We start from the raw sequence: 18584 nt of genomic DNA on the forward strand, positions 1-18584 counted from the left end.
CGTTCGACGCGACCACGGAGGCGCCGGAAGTCGCGCGGTTTCGGTGGGCGACACTGTACGGCGTTTCGGCCACACACTCTGTCGGGGAGGAATCACGGTGGTCCACTGGGACGATACTGCGCCAACTGCGCCGTTCGACGTCTCGACGATCCGGCGTGTCGTCGAGCAGGACACGCGTCGGCGTATGGAGCACGTCTTCGAGGCGAGCTACGCCCGCACACCCGACGCCACCGCACTCGAATGCGAGGGCGCCCGCTACACGTACGCCGACCTGGAATGGCACGCCAATCAGCTTGCGCACCATCTGATCCACCTCGGCGCCGGTGTCGGATCGCGGGTGGCGATCCTGCTCGACCGATCGCCGCACACCTATGTCACCCTGCTTGCCGCGCTCAAGGCGGGTGCTGCGTTCGTCCCCATCGACCCGGGCGCGCCGGCCGACCGGATCGAGTACATCCTCGGCGACGCGTCGGTGGACCTCCTCGTCACGACGAGCTCGTTCGCCGACCGGCTCGTCGGCACCGAGGTGCCGTGGCTTCCGCTCGACACCGAGACACGCGCCATCGCGGAACAGCCGTCCACCCGGCCACGACTGCACATCGCCCATCGTGACCCCGCCGCGTACATCATCTACACGTCCGGTTCCACGGGCCGTCCCAAGGGCGTCGAGGTCTCCCAGTCCAGCATCTGCAACTTCCTCGACGTGGTGCCGTCGGTCTACGACGTGCGCCCCACCGACCGTGTGTACCAGGGGATGACGATCTCGTTCGACTTCTCGATCGAGGAGATCTGGCCGACCTGGGCGGTCGGCGCGACCATCGTCGCCGGACCGACCGACGCAGGCAGGCTGGGCGGCGAGCTCGCCGACTTCCTCGACGACAACGCGGTGTCGATGCTGTACTGCGTCCCCACCCTGTTGGCCACCATCCCCCGCGACCTCCCGCAGCTGCGCAGCATCCTCGTCGGCGGCGAGGCATGCCCCCGGGAGCTGGTCGACCGCTGGGGTCGGGCGGGCCGCCGCATCCTGAACACGTACGGACCCACGGAGGCCACGGTCACCGCCACCTGGTGCGAACTGCTGCCGGGACGTCCCGTGACCATCGGCATTCCCCTGCCGACGTACTCCGTCGTGATCCTCGACGAGCAGCGCCGTCCGGTCCCCGACGGCGGGGTCGGCGAAATCTGCATCGGCGGACCTGGAGTCGCCCGGGGCTACGTCGGCAGGCCCGACCTGACCGCCGACCGTTTCGTCGAACGCGAGGTGTGGGGCCGCCGCGAGCGGATCTACCGCACCGGCGACCTCGGCCGGACCACCCCCGACCGGCAGATCGAGTATCTCGGCCGCGCAGACGACGAGGTGAAGATCCGCGGCCACCGCGTCGATCTCGGCGAGATCGAGAGCGTGCTGCTCGTCGACGTCGCGATCGCGAGCGCGGTCGTGGCGCTGGTCGACGTCGGAGGGGTGCAGCAGCTCGCCGCCTGGGTGGTGCCGATGCCCGGGACCGACCCCGCCGAGGTCGACGCCGCCGTGGCCCGGCTGCGGCACGAGACCGGAATGCGGCTGCCCACCTACATGATTCCGACCTTTCTCGACGTCGTCGACGAGCTGCCGACGATGCCGAGCGGCAAGGTCGCCCGGGCACAGCTTCCCGCGCCGACCGGACGCCGGCTCGCGGCACCAACCGGAGCGATCGTCGACCCGGTCGGCCCCGCCGAGCACCGACTGCGAGCGCTGTGGGCAGCCCTCCTCGGACAAGCCGAGGAGCAGGTGTCCGTCGACGCCAACTTCTTCACCGATCTCGGTGGACACTCGCTGGCCGCGGCGCAGCTCGTGACACGGCTACGGGAGACCGGGTTGCACACCGGAGCCGGCATCCGCGACGTCTACGCGCACCCCACCGTTCGCACGATGGCAGCGGCCCTCCCCGGTGCGGGTGGCACCACGCCCCCGCCCGGTCTGCCACCCGCCCGACCGGAGGGACCTCGACCGGACGGACCCGGTCCGGTCGGTGATCTGCCGGTGCGCCGCGCCGGCGCCGTCCAGGCGTTGTTCGTCCTCACCGTGTTGCTGGTCGTCACCTTCCCGGTCTCGATCGTGTACGACATGCACGGCGGACAGCCGTCGTTCGATGCGCTCGTCGACCTGCTCATCGCCACCGTGCCGGCGTATCTCGGGGTGCGCTGGGTGCTGCCGGTGCTGTTGATCCGGCCGCTCTCGGCGGGGATCGAGCCGGGGCGGTACCGGCTCTGGGGTGCGGTGTACGTGCGGCTCTGGATGATCGACCAGTTGATGGCGTTGGCCCCGACGCCGGTGCTGAGCGGGTCCGCGTTGCTGCCTGCGTTCCTGCGGGCGCTCGGCGCTCGGGTCGGTTCCGACACCCACATCGGCACGTCGAGCATCTCGTTCCCGAAGATGCTCACCATCGGGTCCGGAGCGTCGATCGGGTACAACACCGATCTCCGTGGGTGGCGGGTCGACGGCCGCGAGGTGGTCGTGGGACCGGTCGTGGTCGGCGACGGCGCGCACGTCGCGACGAACTGTGCACTCGAGCCGGGCACCACAGTGGGCGACGGCGCAATGCTCGGCGACCAGTCCGTGCTGACCGACGGCCACACCGTCCCCGCGGGGCAGCGGTGGGCCGGGTCTCCGCCTGCCCCGGTCACCTCGCTCGATCCGCGGGTCGAGACCATGGCGGCCGCAGGCCCGGCGCGGCGGTGGACCGCGGGCCTGCTGATGCTCACCGCGGCCGGTGTCGTGACGCTGGAGACCATCGCCGTCCTCACCCTCGTTCCGAGCCTGGTGCTGGTGTGGACCGTGCTGCTCGAGTTCGGAATGATCGCCTCGTTCCTCGCGACGCTCGCCTCGGGTTTCGTCTACGTCGTCAGCGTCTGCCTCGCCGTCGCCGTCGGCAAGCGCCTCGTGCTGCCCTCCCTGCCCGTCGGAACGTTCGAGGCCGCATCCGGGCTCGGCGTCCGCAAGTGGATCGCCGACTCGCTGCTCGAGATGAGCCTGCTGTACACGAACACCCTGTACGCGACGCTGTACACGGCGCCGTGGCTGCGCATGCTCGGAGTGAAGGTCGGTCGCGGCGCCGAGGTGTCGACGGCCTCCCACATCGACCCGGACCTGCTCACGATCGGCGACGGCAGCTTCGTCGCCGACATGGCCTCTCTGGGCGGCACCACATACTGCAACGGCCGGATGGCGTTCGCGCCCACGATCATCGGAACACGGGCGTTCGTCGGCAACGCGGCGGTGCTGCCCAGCGGTACCGTCACCGGCGACGGCTCACTGATCGGAGTGCTGACCGTGCCGCCCACGTCCGGGGTGCCTGCCGACACGTCGTGGCTGGGCAATCCTGCGTTCCCGCTGCCCGCCCGGCAGGACAGCGGCGACTACGACGAACGCGTGACCTACACACCGGATCGCGGCACCGTCTCGCACCGCCTGTGGGTGGAGTTCTTCCGGGTCGTCCTGCCGCCCACCCTCGTCGGCGTCAGCCTGTACTTCTACCTGCTCGGGCTGTCGCTCGTCGCGCGTGCCACGAGCCTGACGTGGACGGTGCTGTCGGCCCCGGCGTTCGCGCTCGCGACGGCACTCGGGGTGGTGTTGTTCGCCGCCGCGGTGAAGCAGAACCTGGTCGGCACCTACCGGCCCCGGGTCGAACCGTTGTGGGCGCGTTTCGTGCGCCGCTCCGAGTTCGCCACCGGACTGTACGAGTCCGCTGCGGTTCCGGTGCTCCTCGGTCGGCTCGTCGGCACTCCGTACCTGCCGATGATGTTGCGCTGGTTCGGCGTCCGTATGGGGCGCCGGGTGTGGATGGCGACCACCTTCCTCACCGAGTTCGACCTCGTCCACGTCGGCGACGACGCCGCGGTCGGTCCCGGGGTCTCGCTGCAGACGCATCTCTTCGAGGACCGCGTGATGAAGATGTCGACGGTGACGGTCGGGGCGGGCGCGACGGTCGGCACCCGCGCCGTCGTCCTGTACGACGCCGTGGTCGGCGACGGCGCCGAACTCGCCGCGCTGTCGCTGCTGATGAAGGGCGACGTGCTGCCCTCGGACACCCGCTGGCAGGGGATCCCGGCCCAGGCGGTCGGCCCGTGACGGGGACTCGCCCGCTGGCTCTCGTGTACCGGGGTGGGGCGAGCCTGCCCGGCTGCGCCGAGTCGGTGGCGGCGCTTCTCGCGCGCAGCCGATGGGACTTCGACGTCCGGTACGTCGGCCCTCGCGAGGAACGGCGGCTCACTCCGGAGGCACTGCGCGGCGCGACGCTCTACGCGCAGCCCGGCGGCGACGGTCTGCGCCCGGCGTGGTGGCGGATGCGCCGGCACCGGAGCACCGTGCGGGAGTTCGTCTCCGGGGGCGGCCGGTATCTCGGGTTCTGCCTGGGCGCCTATCTGGCAGGCGCCACGCCGGGCTTCGGCCTGCTGCCGGGCGACACCGACCGCTACTTCACCACCCCGGGGTCCGGGGTGGTCGGCCCCGACCCGACAACGGTGGACGTGCGCTGGCTCGGCCGCGTCCGCCCGATGTACTTCCAGGACGGTCCCGTGTTCACGCTCACGCAGTCGTATCCCCGCGCCACGCGGGTTCTCGCCGTGTACGGCAACGGCGAGATCGCCGCGCTCGCCGCCCCGTTCGGCGCCGGCCAGGTCGCCGTCGTCGGCCCGCACCCGGAGGCCGACCACGAGTGGTTCGCGGACTCCGGGGTGGCGATTCCCGACGGCCTCGACCCCGCCGCCGGGCTCGACCTGATCGACGCGGTGATGGACCGATGAGTGTCACCGCCGACCCGGCCCCGACGAAACGGCCTATGCGGAGCCGTCTGACCGGCATCGACCTCGCCCGCGGGCTCGCCGTCGTCGGGATGGTGGCGGTGCACTCGCTGTACGCGTACGGCGACGACGGGCTGCCCACCCTCTCCTACCGGATCTCCGCGGGCCACGCGTCCGCCATGTTCGCCGTGCTCGCCGGGGTGTCCATCGCCCTGCTGTCCGGTCGGGCCCGGCAACGTCCGGACGCGAGGTCCGCTGGCATCGCGACCGGTCTGGTCGCCCGCGCGATCGTCATCGGCGTGATCGGCCTGTCCCTCGGCTACACCGACGTCGACTACGGGGTGGTGATCCTCCCCTACTACGCCGTGATGTTCGTGCTGGCGATTCCACTGATCTTCCTGGGCACGCGCACGGTCGCGGCGCTCGCGGCCGCGGGCGCGGTCGCCGCACCGGTCGTCAGCCAGCTCGTGCGGCCCCACCTGGGCGCCGGTTTCGACCACCAGTTGTCCTGGGGCACACTGCTGCACGACCCACTGGCGACCGTCGGCGAGATCCTCTTCACCGGCGAGTTCCCGGTACTGGTGTGGATGACGTACATCTGCGTCGGGGTCGTCGTCGGACGATGTGAGCTGCGCTCACCCCGCACCGCAGGGATCCTCGTCGCGGCGGGCGCCGTCCTCACGACGGTGTCCTCGGTGATCTCGTGGACGATCCTGCACCCGATGGGCGGACTGAATCTGCTCGTCGAGGTGTCGGGGGTGGAGACGGTGGACGAGATACTGCGGTTCGGCGCGGACGGCTGGGTGCCCACCGACAGCTGGTGGTGGCTCGGCGTCGCGACACCGCACACCGGCACCCCCCTCGACCTCGCGGCCACGGTCGGGAGCTCGCTGGCGGTGCTCGGCCTGTGCCTGCTCGTCTTCCACGTCCGCGGCGGGGCGGGGCGGGTGCTGCGCGTCGTCACGTCACCGCTGGTCGCGATCGGCACGTTGTCGCTGACGGTCTATGTTGGCCACATCATGTTCGTGAACTCGGATTTCGACGTGTACGGCCCGTGGGACGGGTACATCCGTCAGCTGGTGGTGATGGCGGTAGTGGCGGTGGCGTGGCGCGCGACCGCCGGTCGCGGACCGCTGGAGGGCCTGGTCCGGTCGATCACCACCCGGGTGCGTCGGCACACCGAGGCCTTCGTGACCGAGCGGCGGGACGAGTCCGTTCGGCACCCGGTCCGGTCCGCGTGAGCCCGCTCGGTCGCCGCCGACTGCTGGTCGGCGCGGCAGCCATCGGCGCTGCCGGTGTCGCCGCCGCAGTCGGTCTCCCCCGGCTCACGAGCGACGACCGTCCGGTCGCACTCGTCTACCGTGGGCCGGCGGCGTCGCCGGGTTGCCCGGAAGCGGTGGCACGGCTGCTCGAATCGTCGCCGACCCCGCTGCGCGCGGTCTACGTCGGACCGGACGAGGACACCGACGTCGACGCCGATTCGCTCGCCGGTGCGGTCCTGTACGCGCAGCCGGGCGGCGGCAGTCTCGCGCCCGCCTGGCGTCACACCCGAAGGTACGCACCCGTCCTGCGGGAGTGGGTCGGCGCGGGCGGAACGTATCTGGGATTCTGCCTCGGCGCGTATCTCGCAGGCGACGACCCCGGCTACGGGCTCCTGCCCGGCGCCCGTGTGCGGCAGTACATCTCCACCGACGACGCGACAGTGCACGACGAGTCGGAAACCGTCGTCGCGGTCACCTGGCGAGATCAGCCGCGTCACATGTACTTCCAGGACGGGACGGTGTTCCGCGCCCGCGACGACGACTGGAACGCTCTCGGCGCGACGGTGCTCGCCCGCTACCCGAACGAGACGGTCGCGGCGGTCGTTGCGCCGTACGGCACCGGTCGCGTCGGCCTGGTCGGGCCGCACCCGGAAGCCGACGAGAGCTGGTACGCCCCGAACCTGACGAACCCGGACGGCATCCGATTCGACCTCGGCCACGACCTGATCGAAACTGCCCTGATGCGCTGACGCGCCTGTGCGCACTTCTGGTAGCTCGAACTACCAGAAGTGCGCACAGATCCTACTTGTCGAAGGTGTCGAGGATGGTCTTCGCGGCCAGGGCCGCGGTCAGTGATCCGTCGCGCACCTGCTGCTCGACGTCCCCGCGGATCGCCCTGACGGCCGGGTCCGAGTCGAGGCGGCGCAGCAACTGGTCGTGGACCATCGACCACGTCCAGTCCACCTGCTGCTGATGGCGTTTGCGTTCGAGTTCACCCGCGTCGCCCAGGACCTTGCGGTGCCGCAGCACCTCGTCCCAGAACTTGTCGACGCCGACGTTCTCCAACGCGCTCATCGTCAGTACCGGCGGCTTCCACAACGCGTCGTGCGGGTAGATCAGCCGCAGCGCACCGGCGAGCTCGCGGGCCGCGGCCTTGGCCTCGGTCGCGTGCTTGCCGTCGGCCTTGTTGACGGTGACGATGTCGGCGAGTTCCAGGACACCCTTCTTGATGCCCTGCAGCTGGTCACCGGTGCGGGCCAGGGTCAGGAACGTGAAGGTGTCGACCATGTTCGCGACGGTCACCTCGGACTGCCCGACGCCGACGGTCTCGACGAGGATCACGTCGTAGCCGGCGGCCTCGATCAGGACCATCGTCTCGCGGGTCGCCTTCGCGACACCACCGAGGGTGCCCGAGGTCGGGGACGGCCGGATGAACGCGTTCGGCTCGACCGACAGGTTCTGCATCCGGGTCTTGTCGCCGAGGATCGAGCCGCCGGTCCGCGTGGACGACGGGTCGACCGCGAGCACGGCAACCTTGTGCCCCAACGAGATCAGGTACATCCCGAGGGCCTCGATGGTCGTGGACTTGCCGACGCCGGGGACACCGGTGATGCCGACCCTGATGGCACCACCGGCATGCGGGAGCAGGCGCAGCAGCAACTGCTGCGCCTGCTCCCGATGATCCGACCGGGTGGACTCGACGAGGGTGATCGCCTTCGCGATCTCCCCGCGCCGCCCGGCGAGGACCGCGTCCCCGAGAGCGGTCAGGTCCAGACGGGGACGACTAGTCGGCGACAACCGAATCGTGTCCCAACTGGTCGGCCAGCTTCTGCAGCAGTCCGATCGCGGCGTCCGCGAGCACGGTGCCGGGCGGGAAGATCGCCGCGGCGCCCGCCTCGTACAGCTCGTCGAAGTCGCCGGGCGGAATGACACCGCCGACCACGACCATGATGTCGGGGCGACCGACCGAGGCGAGGGCCTCCCGCAGCGCAGGCACCAGGGTGAGATGGCCGGCGGCGAGGGAGGACACACCGACGATGTGGACGTCGGCGTCGGCCGCCTGCTGGGCGACCTCCTCGGGGGTCTGGAACAGCGGCCCCACGTCGACGTCGAATCCGAGGTCCGCGAAGCCGGTGGAGATCACCTTCTGGCCTCGGTCGTGACCGTCCTGACCCATCTTCGCGACGAGGATACGCGGGCGACGACCTTCGGCCTCCGCGAACTTCTCGACGAGTTCCGTTGCGGTGCTGATGTTCTCCGACTTTCCGGCCTCGTCCCGGTACACACCGCTGATGGTCCGGATCTCGGCCTGGTGACGCCCGTACACCTTCTCCAGCGCGTCGGAGATCTCACCGACTGTGGCCTTGGCGCGGGCCGCGTTCACGGCCAGGGCGAGCAGGTTGTTCTCCATGCCGCCCTCGGTCGCGGAGGCGGCGCGGGTCAGCTCGGCGAGGGCTGCCTGGGTGGCGGCCTCGTCGCGCTCGGCGCGCAGCTTCTCCAGCTTCGCGAGCTGCTCGGCACGCACCTTCGTGTTGTCGACCTTGAGCACCTCGATGCTGTCCGGCTCGTCCGGCACGTACTTGTTGACGCCGACCAGCGGCTGACGGCCGGAGTCGATGCGGGCCTGGGTGCGGGCCGCGGCCTCCTCGATGCGGAGCTTCGGGATGCCCTCGTTGATGGCCTGCGCCATGCCGCCGGCCTCCTCGACCTCGGCGATGTGCGCGCGGGCGCGGTTCGCGAGTTCGTTGGTGAGCCACTCGACGTAGTGCGAGCCGCCCCACGGGTCGATCGGGCGGGTGGTCCCCGACTCCTGCTGCAGCAGCAGCTGGGTGTTGCGGGCGATGCGGGCCGAGAAGTCTGTCGGCAGCGCGATCGCCTCGTCGAGGGCGTTGGTGTGCAGCGACTGGGTGTGCCCCTGGGTCGCGGCCATCGCCTCCACGCAGGTGCGCGCGACGTTGTTGAACACGTCCTGCGCGGTGAGCGACCAGCCGGAGGTCTGCGAGTGGGTACGCAGCGACAGCGACTTGCTGGACTTCGGCTCGAACTTCGCGACCAGCTCGCTCCACAGGAGGCGACCGGCGCGCAGCTTCGCGACCTCCATGAAGAAGTTCATGCCGATGGCCCAGAAGAAGGACAGGCGCGGCGCGAACTTGTCGATGTCCATGCCCGCGTCGAGACCGGCGCGGATGTACTCGACGCCGTCGGCGAGGGTGTACGCCAGCTCCAGATCGGCCGTCGCACCGGCTTCCTGGATGTGGTAGCCGGAGATCGAGATGGAGTTGAACTTCGGCATCTTCGCGCTGGTGTACGCGAAGATGTCGGAGATGATCCGCATCGACGGCTTCGGCGGGTAGATGTAGGTGTTGCGGACCATGAACTCCTTCAGAATGTCGTTCTGAATGGTTCCGGCCAGCTGCTCGGGGGTGACGCCCTGCTCCTCGGCGGCGACGACGTACAGCGCCAGGATCGGCAGCACCGCACCGTTCATCGTCATCGACACCGACACCTGCGAGAGGTCGATCCCGTCGAAGAGCTGACGCATGTCGAGGATCGAGTCGATCGCCACACCGGCCATGCCGACGTCACCCTGCACGCGCGGGTGATCGGAGTCGTAGCCGCGGTGGGTGGCGAGGTCGAACGCGACCGACAGGCCCTTCTGACCGGACGCGAGGTTGCGGCGGTAGAAGGCATTGGACTCGGCCGCGGTGGAGAAGCCCGCGTACTGGCGGATGGTCCACGGCTGGTTGACGTACATCGTCGGGTACGGGCCACGCAGGAACGGCGCGGCACCCGGGAAGCTGTCCAGCGGGTAGCCGGCCGCCTCGGCGGCGTCCCGGTCGGCCTTCGTGTACACCGGCTTGACGTCGATGCCCTCGGGGGTCGACCAGACGACCTCCTCGGCGGAGTAGTTGTTCGCCTCGGCGGCCTTCTCGATGTGCGCGGTGGTCTCGGCCTCGGTGGGCGCGGCGGGCGCCGGCTGCTCCGGGTCGGTCAGCGGCACGTCGGCGAAGCTGCCGATGTCGTGCGTGATGCTCATTTCGCTCCCAGGGTGTCGAGCAGACCGGTCAGCGCCGACACTGCGTCAATACGAGCGGTCAGGAAGCCGTCCGGACGGTCCGCGCCCTGCGCGTCCGCGAACGTCTTCTCCGGTCCCGCGAGGAGGACGGTCTCGATGCCTGCGGCGCGCAGCGCGTCGACCGCGGGCACTCCGTCGGTGCCGTACCGCTTGTCGGTGCCGCACAGGACCGCGATGGTCGTCTCCGACTCGCGCACGATCTCGGTGACGGTGGCGAGGTCCAGCGTGCCCGGGTTGACGGCCTCGATGCCGCCGGAGGCGAGCAGGTTGGCCGCGAAGGTGGTGCGGCCGTTGTGCTCCGCGACCGGACCCAGTGCCGCGAGCAGCACCTTCGGCCGGTGCCCCCGCTCCGCGAGGAAGCGGTCCGAACGGTCGCGCAGCGCCTCGAACGCGGCGCCGTAGCGGGCGACACCCTCGAGCGGCGACGGACCGTCGGCGAGGGGCGCCTCGCCGAGGTTCGGGAACTCGTTGACACCGGTGACGGCGGTCGTGCGGTGCGCGATGTCGGAGTCGCGCTGGGCACGCGTGGCCGCGATGCGGTCCGCGACGACACCGGAGTCGAGCGCGGCGGTGTAGCCGCCCGCGGTCTCGATCTGCTGCACGAACTCCCACGCCTTGGCCGCGACCTGCTCGGTGAGGTCCTCGACGTACCAGGAACCGGCACCCGGATCGAGCACGCGCCCGAGGTTCGACTCCTCGAGCAGCAACAGCTGGGTGTTGCGGGCGATGCGGGCGGCGAACGACTTCGACGTCTCCACGCTGCCCTCGGGCAGTGCGGCGTCGAACGGCAGCACGGTGACCGAGTCCGCGCCGCCGACACCGGCGCCGAACGCGGCGAGGGTCGTGCGGAGCATGTTCACCCACGGATCACGCTGCGACATCATCGCGGCCGACGTGACCGCGTGCTGCGGGGCACCGCCCGCCTCGGGAGCACCGAGCACCTGTGCGACGCGTGCCCACAGCTGCCTTCCCGCACGGAACTTGGCGATCGTCTGGAACTGGTCGTCGGTCGCGGCGAAGCGGAACTCGATCTGTCCCAGCGCATCGGCGACGGCCACACCGGAATCGGCGAGGGCGCGGAGGTACTCGAGTCCGGCCGCGACGGCCGCACCCAGTTCCTCGGCGTCCGACGCGCCTGCGTTGTGGAACGCGGTGCCGTCGACGGTGACGGCACGCACCGTCTCGGCGCGACCTGCGGCGGCGCCGGCGAGCGCGACCGCTGTGGCCGCGTCGACGCCTGCGGCGCCGGAGAAGCGGTCGGTCAGCGGCGAGGCGCCGAGCGCGACGGTGATCGCCGCCCGGTCCGTGACGCCGTCCCCTGCGGCAGCGCGCGCGTCGATCAGCGCGTAGAGGCTCTCGGCCGCGGCCGCGGTGTCCGCGCCGGCGTCGAGGGTGAGGGGCGCGAGGTCGAGCAGGACTCCGCCGAGAGCGACATCGAGAGCGTCGGCGGACAGCCCGTTGCCGCCGACACTCAACCAGATGGCGCTGACGCCGTTGTCGAGCCCGTCCAGGACGGCCTCGTTGATCTTCTTCGCGTCGCTCTCGTCGGCGCCGAACGCGGCGCTGACCAGCCAGCCACGGTTGACGTCGCGGTGCGCGTCGCGACCACGCACGAACGGGAAGACACCGGGCAGCGGCGCCTCGGCGGTCTCGTCGCGGCGGGTGTACAGCGGTGTGACGGTGACGCCGTCGTAGGTGACGGTGTCGAGGAGGTGCTCCGGGTCTGCGGGCAGCTCGGACACGTCGACCTTGCGGGCCTTCGCGAGCACCGCAGCCACCGCCTGCTGCCACGCCGCGTGGTCGCGGGCAGCCTCCTCGGTCTGTGAAGCGGGTGACACTGGCACGGTGTCTGCTTCCTCTCGGTTTTCGGACATGGTCATTGCGGTGTGATGCTAACCCCGTGCCGTCGGGCGCCGTCCCTGGGCTCGATCTAACGTTCGGTAACCTCACGGGTATGAGCATTGCCACCGACCTGGGCGCCACCCCCCAGTCGCTGTTCGGGGTGAGCCGGGCGGTCCGCATCGGTGACGTCAATCGGATGACGATGACCCTGGGCGAGGGCGAGGCGAGCACGGCCGCACTCGGGGTGCTGGTCGACGACATCCTCGGGTTCACCCTCTACCACCGCCGCGGCGACCGGGACGGCCTGGTCAGCGCCACCCTGTCTGTCGACTACGCCCGGCCGACCGGATGGCACGGTCCGCACCTGACGGCCGACGGCACGGTCGAGACGCTCGACCGGGACGGTGGCCTCGCCTCCGCTCGAATCGTGGACGGCGCGGGTGCACTGATCGCCCGCGCGACTCTGTGGGGGTCGTTCGTGGACGGGGTCACACAGACCCGTCCCATTGCGACGGAGATCACACCCGCTCCCCTGCCTGCGGGCGTGGCCGGCCCGATCGAGGCGCTCTGCGGCACTCTCGAGTCGACCGAGGCCGGGGCACGGCTGACCGTTCCACCCAACCCCGTGCTCGCGAACGCCATCGGAAGCATGCACGGCGGCATCCTGACCTGCGCCCACGACGTGGCGGCCACCGCGGCGGCCGGCAGCTCGATGCGGACGGCCTCGCTGACCGTGAACTTCTTCACACCCGTGCTCGTCGACGCCGCGACCGTGTTCGACGCAACCGTTCTGCGGGCGGGACACCGGGTGTGCGTGGTCCGGGTCTCCGCACTGTCGTCCTCGGGCCGAGAGTGCTCGACCGCGACCGTCACGCTGCGGCGGAACCCCGACGACGCCGCGTCGTGCTGAGGTCCGCGGCCCGACTGCTGCGCAACCTGGAGCTGTCCCGACTGCTGCGCAACCCGAAGGTGCTGGGTCTCGCGGTACTTCTTCTCGCACTCGTCGCGGTCGCACTGTTCGTCCCGCTGCCGACGATCGATCGGATGCGGGAGTGGTCGGATTCCCTCGGCCCGGCGTTTCCGGTCGCCTTCTTCGTGGTGCACGCGATCGTGACGGTCGCGCCGGTGCCGCGAACGGTGTTCACCCTCGCGGCAGGCCTGCTGTTCGGGCCCGTGGTCGGCATCTCGCTGGCGGCGGGTGCGACCACTGTCAGCGCGGCGATCGCGCTGGTGCTGGTCCGGGCACTGGGCCGGGACGTGGTGGCTGGGTATCTGACGCATCCCGCGGTGCAGCGGATCGACGATCGGCTGGCACGGCGGGGTTGGCTGGCGGTCGGGTCGCTGAGACTGATCGCACCGGTGCCGTTCTCGATCACGAACTACTGCGCCGCGTTGTCGTCCATCCGATTCCTGCCGTACATCCTGGCGACGATCGTGGGCATCGTGCCCGGGACCGTCGGGGTGGTCGTGCTCGGCGACGCCATCGGCGGCGACACGTCCCCCGCCCTGCTCGCGTTGTCGGGTGCGTGCCTGCTGCTCGGGATGGTGGGACTGGTCGTCGACGCGCGTCTCGGGGTGCCCGCCGAACCCGACCTGACGCTCGAGGAGGCGCGGGCGGCGGCAGGGCTGGAGACTGGATCGGCCACAATCAAGCCTTAATCCTTGACTTGATCAAATCAAGTTTCTAACCTTGATGCATGTTCGTGCTGACGATCGACCAGCGCCGCAGCCGACGCGACGTGGACCGCGTCCCCGACCTGCTCGAACAGTATTCGGGCCGCGCCCTGCTCAGGCCGTTCGAGCGCACCGCGGGCGACGAGGCGCAAGCGGTCACCGACGACGCCGAACTCGTCGTCGACATCGCCCTGGCAACCGCCGCAACCGGCCACTGGAGCGTCGGCATCGGTGTCGGGCCCGTTGAGCAGCCGCTGCCCGCCAGCACCCGGGCCGGACGTGGACCGGCATTCGAGGCGGCCCGTCGCGCGGTCGAGCGAGCCAAGAACCTACCCGGATCGATCGCCGTCGACGGCGCGCCGAACGCCGAGGCCGCACTCATGCTCCTGTCGGTGACCGTGTCCCGACGCTCCGCCGCCGGCCACGCCGCTGTCGCTGCGATGCGCGCCGGAATGACGCAGTCCGACGCGGCCGACCACCTGGGCATCAGCAAACAAGCCATGTCACAACGACTGTCGGTGGCAGGCTGGCAGGCCGAGGAAGCGGGCCGCCGGCTCGCGACGCAACTGCTGGAGGCCGCCGACCGATGACAGCACTGGCACTGATCCTGCTCGCCGTCGCAGCGATCGCACCGCTCGTCCTGTCCGCCAAGCGGATCCCCACCTGGATCGCACCCGTCGTGACCACGCTCGCACTCGGAGGCAGCGCGCTCGCCACGACGGCAACGCGTCCCGTCACCGGCTTCGCCCTCGGCGCGACCCTCGTCATCGCGGTGGCGGCGGCCGCGACCGGCGGCGCTCCCCTGGTGCTCGCGGCCTTCCGGATCGCGCGCCGCCGCTCCGAATCCGGCGCCCGACCCGACGAGGGGCCGCTCCGCGGCGGGCGCACCATCGGCGTCCTCGAACGCGTCGCGGTCGCCGTCGCGATCCTCGCCGGCTGGCCGGAGGGCCTGGCGATCGTCCTCGCGGTCAAGGGACTGGCCCGCTATCCCGAACTACGCGAGCCGCACGCGTCGGAACAGTTCATCATCGGCACGTTCACCTCGGTGCTGTGGGCGGTCGCCGTCACCGGGGTCGCGCACGCCCTCATCACCTGATCCGAGTCACCTGATTCGAACGGTCGGTCACGCGCCGCTGCCGGACCCGGCCTGCCGATCGGCCACCGACAGTGCAGAGCGGTGTCCTTCCCAACGAGACCCGGGCCGACGTACCCTGACCTCAGGCCGTGATCCGTTCGGAGAGCAGGCGATACGCATGCCGGATGCGCACACCCGGGGCTCGGTTCGACCTGTGATAGATCTGCGACGGCATCGCGCCGTCGCCCTCGACCTCGATTCCGTCGACGGGGCGCGCAGCGTGGAATCAACCATCGTCATGGTCGATCGGGTCCAGCGCTGCGGTCTCCCCTGCGCCGTGTCTGCGAGCAATGCCGCCGCAGGCGGTCCCCCTGCGGAGGTCGCGCGCCGTACTCCGGTCCGTGTGGTCGAGGCGGCACCGGAGGACACCGTGGCCGGACTCGGCGCTTCCGTCGCGGACGCGGTCCTCATCGCTTCCGCCCCGGATGTCATCGCACAGGCGCACCGCAACGGCTTCGCACTGGTGATCGGCGTCGACCCCGACCTGTGCCGCGTGGACGAACTACTGCACCGGGGCGCCGACGTGGTCGTCGCGGACGTCTCGGACGTCGAACTCCGAGCCGGCGACCGTCGACTGTCCGACATTCCGCCCGCCCTGACGGCCCGCAACGAGCTGGCGGCACCGCTCTGTGTCCGCCGGCCTGTTGTCTTCCTCGACTTCGACGGCACACTGGCCGACATCGTGGGCGACCCGGCGGCGGCCGTGCTCGTCGACGGCGCCGCCGACGCTCTGACCCGGCTGGCGGCCCACTGTCCTGTCGCGGTGATCAGCGGTCGCGACCTGACCGATATCCGGACCCGAGTGGGTGTTCCCGGAATCTGGTACGGGGGAAGCCACGGCCTCGACCTCCTCGGCCCCACCGGCGAGAGGTACGAGAATCCGGTGGCGCTGGCCGCCAGGCCCGCGCTCGAGCGGGTCACGCGGATGCTCGAGGAACGTCTCCGTCACGTCCAGGGTGTGCTGGTGGAGCCCAAGCGGTTCACCGTCGCCGTCCACTACCGGAACGTGCCCGCCGATCGTGTCGACGAGGTCGCGAGCACCGTGCACGAAGTCGGTACCGGCGAAGACGCACTCCGGATCACATTCGGCCGCAAGGTGATCGAGCTGCGTCCCGACGTCCGCTGGGACAAGGGCCGGGCCCTGCGGTGGATCCTCGATCGCATCAACGCGTCGAGCGACGGCACCGCCGATCCACTCTGCCCACCGGTCGATGTCGACGCGCTCCTCCCGATCCATGCCGGTGACGATCTCACCGACGAGGACGCGTTCGATTCACTACCCGCCAAGGGCTTCGGCATCGTGGTGCGCAGCGCGGAGGCCGCGAATCGGCGGTCGGCTGCGCTGTTCGCGGTCGACGGCCCGGACCAGGTGCGCGAACTGCTGCACCGGCTCGCCGACAACGTGGAACGGGACTCGCCGACCGCATCCCGGGACGGGGGCTGGATCCTGCACTTCGACGGCTACGATCCGGAGACCGAGAAGTTGCGCGAGGCACTGTGCACCGTGGGCAACGGCTACTTCGCAACCCGCGGTTGCGCACCCGAGGCGGCAGCGGGGCCCAGGCACTATCCGGGCACCTACGTGGCCGGACTCTTCAACCGCCTGCGCGACGAACGACAGGGCGTCCTCATCTCGAACGAGAGCATGGTCAACGTACCGAACTGGCTGCCGATCACGTTCCGTATCGACGGCGGGCCGTGGTTCGACGTCGACGAGGTCGAACTGCTCGAGCACCACCAGAATCTCAACCTGCGCCGGGCGGTTCTCACCCGTCGCCTCCGATTCCGCGATGCTGAGGGCCGGACGACGGCGGTTCTCCAGCGGCGGTTCGTCGCGATGCATCGCCCCCACGTCTGCGCGCTGCAGACGACTGTCGTGGCCGAGGACTGGTCGGGAACCATCGAGTTCCGCTCGGCGGTGGACGGTTCGGTGCGCAACACCCTCGTCGACCGATACCGCGACCTGGCCTCCGATCACCTGAGCCGCATCCGGGCGACCGAGTTGCCGCCGGACTCGGTCCTGCTGACAGTGGAGACCAATCAGTCCCGCATACCGATCGCGGTCGCGGCGCGGACCGTGGTGCTCCGTGACGGCGCGCCGTGCACGTCCCGGCGCCGATGGTTCGACACCGACGGTGTCGCCGGCCACGACATCTCGCTCGAACTCGAGGCCGGGCGATCCGTCACGGTCGACAAGACGGCAACCCTGTTCACCGGACGCGACCACGCCGTGTCCGATCCCGATGACGAGGCGCAACGTCTGCTGTCAGGGGTGGAGGGATTCGAGGATCTCCTGGCAGGTCATGCCCTGGCCTGGGAGCACCTGTGGGACAGGATCGGCATCGACATCGCGGGCCGGCCGGAGGCGTCGCGACTCCTCCGGTTCCACCTCGTGCACCTGGTGCAGACGGTCTCGCGGAACACCGCCGACCTGGACGTGGGTATCCCGGCCCGCGGCTTGCACGGGGAGGCATATCGCGGCCACATCTTCTGGGACGAGCTGTTCGTGTTCCCGGTGTTGACGCTGCGGGCGCCGGAGCTCACCCGGTCACTGCTGCGCTACCGGTATCGCCGGCTGCCCGAGGCCCGTCGCGCGGCGCGCGCCGCCGGACACCGGGGCGCGATGTTCCCGTGGCAGTCGGGCAGCGACGGCCGGGAGGAGAGCCAGCAACTGCACCTGAATCCCAGCTCGGGGCGGTGGCTTCCGGACGCGAGCTGGCGACAGCACCACATCGGTGTCGCGGTCGCGTACAACGTGTGGCAGTACTACCAGATGACCGACGACCTCGAGTTCCTCGCCAACTACGGCGCCGAGATGTTACTCCAGATCGCCCGGTTCTTCGCCGGCCTCGCGTCCTTCGACCGGTCGCGGTCCCGGTTCGTCATCCGCGCCGTGATGGGCCCGGACGAATTCCACTCCGGCTATCCGGAGGCGCCGTACGACGGGGTCGACAACAACGCGTACACGAATGTCATGGCGGTATGGGTGATTCTGCGTGCCCTCGATTCACTCGATGCCGTCGCCGATCCTCGCCGAACCGAGCTTCTCGACAGCCTGCACCTGAACGCGCCGGAGCTGGCCCGGTGGGAGGAGATCTCCCGTTCCATGTTCGTACCGTTCCATGATGGGGTCATCAGCCAGTTCGAAGGCTATGGCGATCTGATCGAACTCGACTGGGACGGCTACCGGCAGCGTTACGGAGACATTCGACGACTCGACCGCATCCTCGAGGCCGAGGGCGACGACGTCAACCGCTACCGCGCGTCCAAACAGGCGGACGTGTTGATGCTGTACTACCTGCTCTCGGCCGACGAACTGCGAGATCTGTTCGGGCGGCTCGGATATCGGTTCGAACCCGACGACATCACGCGCACCGTCGAGTACTACGTCGCCCGGACCTCACACGGTTCGACCCTGAGTGCGGTGGTGCTGTCCTGGGTCCTGGCCCGCCTCAACCGCGACCAGGCACTGGAGTACTTCGAGAGTGTCCTCGCTTCCGACATCACCGACATCCAGGGCGGCACGACGGCCGAGGGTATCCATCTCGCGGCGATGGCGGGCAGTGTCGATCTGCTGCAGCGATGCTTCACCGGACTCGAAACCCGTGGCGACATGCTGGTTTTCGCACCCTACTGGCCGGAGAACCTCGGCGATCTGGAGTTTCCGATCAAGTATCGGGGGCACCAGCTGTGGCTCACCGTGAGCGGACGCAAGGTCACTGTGCAGTCCGGGGCCGGCCATCAACGACCGATCACGATCATGTGTCACGGCCAGGTGAGAGAGTTGCGGCCCGGCGAGACGGTCACCCTGGACTGA

The 18584-nt window shown here is 70.1% G+C and carries 12 protein-coding genes; 9 read left to right on the top strand and 3 right to left on the bottom strand.

The annotated features are described in order from the left end of the window. The first annotated feature begins 97 nt into the window (after positions 1-97). Genes ACFSJG_RS16370 through ACFSJG_RS16385 form a run of 4 tightly spaced genes read left to right on the top strand, consistent with a single transcriptional unit; the run spans position 98 to position 6790 of the window. The gene (locus tag ACFSJG_RS16370) at positions 98-4108 is read left to right on the top strand and encodes a Pls/PosA family non-ribosomal peptide synthetase (protein WP_378486284.1); all 4011 of its coding nucleotides are present in this window, start codon (positions 98-100) and stop codon (positions 4106-4108) included. Then, positions 4105-4782, top strand: coding sequence for a BPL-N domain-containing protein (locus tag ACFSJG_RS16375; RefSeq protein ID WP_378486285.1), 678 nt, complete (start codon positions 4105-4107; stop codon positions 4780-4782). The genes ACFSJG_RS16370 and ACFSJG_RS16375 overlap by 4 nt, the downstream gene beginning before the upstream one ends. Then, on the top strand, positions 4779-6020 hold the full coding sequence (locus ACFSJG_RS16380; protein WP_378486286.1) for a heparan-alpha-glucosaminide N-acetyltransferase domain-containing protein: 1242 nt from the start codon (positions 4779-4781) through the stop codon (positions 6018-6020). Before ACFSJG_RS16375 ends, ACFSJG_RS16380 begins: the two co-directional genes overlap by 4 nt. Further along, positions 6017-6790 carry a BPL-N domain-containing protein gene (locus tag ACFSJG_RS16385; RefSeq protein ID WP_378486287.1) on the top strand — a complete coding sequence of 258 codons (774 nt, stop codon included), beginning with the start codon at positions 6017-6019 and terminating at the stop codon, positions 6788-6790. Before ACFSJG_RS16380 ends, ACFSJG_RS16385 begins: the two co-directional genes overlap by 4 nt. 52 nt (positions 6791-6842) lie before the next feature. Here ACFSJG_RS16385 and meaB read toward each other — a convergent pair whose 3' ends face one another. The 3 genes from meaB to mutA are packed head-to-tail and all read right to left on the bottom strand — an operon-like array spanning position 6843 to position 11954. Then, on the bottom strand, positions 6843-7814 hold the full coding sequence (gene meaB, locus ACFSJG_RS16390; protein ID WP_378486455.1) for a methylmalonyl Co-A mutase-associated GTPase MeaB: 972 nt from the start codon (positions 7812-7814) through the stop codon (positions 6843-6845). 10 nt (positions 7815-7824) lie between these two features. Then, positions 7825-10077: a methylmalonyl-CoA mutase gene (gene scpA, locus ACFSJG_RS16395; RefSeq protein WP_378486288.1), complete on the bottom strand. Its 2253-nt coding sequence runs from the start codon at positions 10075-10077 to the stop codon at positions 7825-7827. After that, positions 10074-11954 (bottom strand): methylmalonyl-CoA mutase small subunit, encoded by a 1881-nt coding sequence (gene mutA / locus ACFSJG_RS16400; protein ID WP_378486456.1) that lies wholly within the window; start codon positions 11952-11954, stop codon positions 10074-10076. Before mutA ends, scpA begins: the two co-directional genes overlap by 4 nt. A gap of 116 nt (positions 11955-12070) precedes the next feature. Here mutA and ACFSJG_RS16405 point away from each other — a divergent pair, with 116 nt between their 5' ends. The 5 genes from ACFSJG_RS16405 (at position 12071) to otsB (ending at position 18584) form a co-directional block, all read left to right on the top strand. Further along, positions 12071-12868: a PaaI family thioesterase gene (locus ACFSJG_RS16405; RefSeq protein WP_378486289.1), complete on the top strand. Its 798-nt coding sequence runs from the start codon at positions 12071-12073 to the stop codon at positions 12866-12868. Then, the gene (locus ACFSJG_RS16410; RefSeq protein WP_378486290.1) at positions 12862-13617 is read left to right on the top strand and encodes a TVP38/TMEM64 family protein; all 756 of its coding nucleotides are present in this window, start codon (positions 12862-12864) and stop codon (positions 13615-13617) included. Before ACFSJG_RS16405 ends, ACFSJG_RS16410 begins: the two co-directional genes overlap by 7 nt. 38 nt (positions 13618-13655) lie before the next feature. After that, the gene (locus tag ACFSJG_RS16415; RefSeq protein WP_378486291.1) at positions 13656-14222 is read left to right on the top strand and encodes a hypothetical protein; all 567 of its coding nucleotides are present in this window, start codon (positions 13656-13658) and stop codon (positions 14220-14222) included. Next, complete coding sequence (locus ACFSJG_RS16420; RefSeq protein WP_378486292.1) at positions 14219-14728, top strand: hypothetical protein; 510 nt, start codon at positions 14219-14221, stop codon at positions 14726-14728. Before ACFSJG_RS16415 ends, ACFSJG_RS16420 begins: the two co-directional genes overlap by 4 nt. Before the next feature lie 157 nt (positions 14729-14885). Continuing rightward, positions 14886-18584 (top strand): trehalose-phosphatase, encoded by a 3699-nt coding sequence (gene otsB, locus ACFSJG_RS16425; protein ID WP_378486293.1) that lies wholly within the window; start codon positions 14886-14888, stop codon positions 18582-18584.

The organism is Rhodococcus gannanensis (assembly GCF_042681175.1).
Lineage (GTDB): Bacteria > Actinomycetota > Actinomycetes > Mycobacteriales > Mycobacteriaceae > Rhodococcus_G > Rhodococcus_G gannanensis.

Coding starts and splice junctions, on each gene's coding strand:
- scpA (WP_378486288.1), bottom strand. CDS start 10,077: ATGAGCATCACGCACGACATCGGCAGCTTCGCCGACGTGCCGCTGACC.
- ACFSJG_RS16420 (WP_378486292.1), top strand. CDS start 14,219: ATGACAGCACTGGCACTGATCCTGCTCGCCGTCGCAGCGATCGCACCG.
- otsB (WP_378486293.1), top strand. CDS start 14,886: ATGCCGGATGCGCACACCCGGGGCTCGGTTCGACCTGTGATAGATCTG.
- ACFSJG_RS16380 (WP_378486286.1), top strand. CDS start 4,779: ATGAGTGTCACCGCCGACCCGGCCCCGACGAAACGGCCTATGCGGAGC.
- ACFSJG_RS16405 (WP_378486289.1), top strand. CDS start 12,071: ATGAGCATTGCCACCGACCTGGGCGCCACCCCCCAGTCGCTGTTCGGG.
- ACFSJG_RS16415 (WP_378486291.1), top strand. CDS start 13,656: ATGTTCGTGCTGACGATCGACCAGCGCCGCAGCCGACGCGACGTGGAC.